3 protein-coding genes are annotated in these 2,424 nt (G+C 70.2%); 1 reads left to right on the top strand and 2 read right to left on the bottom strand.

Translation table 11 applies throughout. The annotated features are described in order from the left end of the window. Positions 1-457, bottom strand: a 457-nt coding sequence (locus tag LQV45_RS25940; protein ID WP_230009527.1) for a DMT family transporter, incomplete at its 3' end; no start/stop codon positions are given. A gap of 151 nt (positions 458-608) precedes the next feature. Here LQV45_RS25940 and LQV45_RS25935 point away from each other — a divergent pair. After that, positions 609-1,850 carry a cysteine desulfurase family protein gene (locus LQV45_RS25935; RefSeq protein WP_230009524.1) on the top strand — a complete coding sequence of 414 codons (1,242 nt, stop codon included), beginning with the start codon at positions 609-611 and terminating at the stop codon, positions 1,848-1,850. Between the two features lie 8 nt (positions 1,851-1,858). Here LQV45_RS25935 and LQV45_RS25930 read toward each other — a convergent pair. Further along, a partial coding sequence (locus LQV45_RS25930) for an FAD-dependent oxidoreductase (protein WP_230009521.1) occupies positions 1,859-2,424 on the bottom strand: 566 nt, incomplete at its 5' end.

The raw sequence follows: 2,424 nt of genomic DNA, 5'->3' as shown, positions 1-2,424 counted from the left end.
CACCGGTGTTGATGGCGAGGCTGACCACGCGGGCCAGCTCGCCCTGGGTCAGGACCAGCAGCACACCCAGCAGGCCAAGGCAGATGCCGAGCCAGCCCAGCCGTGTGGTCTTCTCACCGAGCAGGACGATCGCCATGACCACAATGAGGGCCGGGTTTGCGGCCGTCACCAGCGAGGCGTTCATCGCGGACGTGAATCCGAGCGCGCCGTAGAGCAGCAGTGTGTAGCCGCTCATGCCCAGGACACTCAGCAGCAGAAGCACGGGCCAGCGGCGCAGCACCGCGCCCCAGTCGGGCCGTTCAATGAGGTGGGCCAGGATCAGCAGCGGCACGGCGGCCAGGCTCCAGCGCCAGAAGGTCAGGTCCAGCGGTGTCATTGAGGCTCTGGCGGTCTGTCCGACGACGAAATTGCCGGACCAGAACAAGGTGGCCAGCACAAGGCAGAGTGGCGCTTTCACCGCTTGAATGTACACCAGCCCCGGGTGCTTCACTGTGCCCTTCACTGTGCCTCCGGCCGGTGCCTTCGCCCTGACACTGTGCCTCTGCCCTGAGACTGTGCCTTCGCCCTGGCACCGCGGCAGCCCGGGCGCGCGCAGGTAGAATTGGGCTGTGCCTGTCTACCTCGATCACGCCGCCACCACCACCCTCGCCCCGGAAGCGCTGGCCGCGCTGACGCGCGAACTGGCCCGGACCGGCAACCCGTCCTCGCTGCATGGATCGGGCCGCCGTGCCCGGCGCTCCGTGGAGGACGCGCGGGAAGTACTCGCGGCGGCCGCCGGCGCCCATCCCTCGGAGGTCATCTTCACCTCCGGCGGGACCGAGGCGGACAACCTGGCGGTCAAGGGCCTGTACTGGGCCCGCCGTGCCGAGGACCCGGCGCGGACCCGCATCCTCTGTTCCGCCGTCGAACACCACGCGGTGCTGGACACCGTCGAATGGCTCGAACGGCATGAAGGCGCTGACGTGTGCTGGCTCCCCGTGGATGAGGCGGGCGTCGTGGACCTGGCCGTGCTCGAAGCCGAGCTGTCCCGGGATCCGGGCTCGATCGCACTGGTGAGCGTCATGTGGGCCAACAACGAGGTCGGCACCATCCAGCCCGTCGCCCGGGTTGTGGAACTGGCACACGCCGCCGGCGTACCCGTCCACTCCGACGCCGTCCAGGCCTTCGGCTCCCTGCCCGTTGACTTCCGCGGGACGGGCCTGGACGCCATGTCCGTCTCCGGGCACAAGATCGGCGGACCGGTCGGCGTGGGCGCGCTGATCCTGGGCCGGGCGGTGAAGCTGACCCCGGTGCAGCACGGCGGCGGGCAGGAACGCGACGTCCGCTCCGGGACGCTGGACACCGCCTCGATCGCCGCGTTTGCCGCGGCCGCCGAGGCCGTTGCCGCGAAACTCCCCGAGGAAGCCGCCAGGATCGCGGCCCTTCGGGACCGGCTGATTGAGGGGGTCCGTGCGGCCGTCCCCGAAGCCGTCCTGCGGGGCGCCCCGGGCCCCGGGCGGTTGCCGGGCAATGCGCATTTCACGTTCCCCGGCTGCGAAGGGGACTCGCTGCTGTTCCTGCTGGACCTCGCCGGCGTCGAATCCTCCACTGGCTCCGCCTGCACCGCCGGTGTTCCGAGGCCCTCCCATGTGCTGCTGGCGATGGGCCTGGACGAGGACACGGCGAGGGGGGCGCAGCGATTTACGCTCGGGCATTCCTCAACCGACGCCGACGTCGATGCCCTGCTCGCGGCGTTGCCGGGCGCCTACGCGCGGGGCCGCCAGGCCGGCATGGCCGGGCATGAGTCCAGCATCCAGACCGCCGGAACGGTCGCGCGCGAGGCCGCCCGTCAGGCTTCCGGCAGGAGCTGATCCAGGAGCTAATCCAGGAGCTGATCCAGGGGTACCGAGGAGTCGGCAAGCAGGTCCGGGCTCACGGCGGTGCGGGCGTTGATGAGCGCCTTGATCGCCTTCTGCGGCTTGGCGGCGCGGGGCCAGTTGACATTCATTCCGGCGATCACCTGGCCCTCGCGCTGCCAGAAGGCAATGAACTCCTTGTCCGCAAGCGAGCCGCGGATGACCGGCGGGCCGGCAACGAGCGTCGGGAAGCCCGAGTACTCCATGCTGACGTCGTACTGGTCCGTGTAGAAGTACGGGATGGTCTCCAGCGTGGCGTCGAGGCCGAGCATCGCCTTGGCTGCCACCTTGCCGCCATTCAGGGCATTGGACCAGTGCTCGCTGCGGTGGTGTTCCCCGGTGAACGGGTGCAGGGCGTTGGCGACGTCGCCTGCGGCGAAGATCCCGGGCGCCGAGGTCCGCAGCGACGCGTCGGTGAGGATGCCGTTGCGGATCCCGAGCCCGGCCGCCTCGGCCAACCCGACCTCCGGCACAACGCCGACGGCGATGACCACGAGGTCGGCGGGCAGGACTTCGCCCGAGTCGGTGA

The sequence above is a fragment of the Microbacterium sp. Bi128 genome, assembly GCF_918698205.1.
Note: the sequence above shows the minus strand (reverse complement) of the source record. Positions and strands in the feature narration are given on the sequence as shown.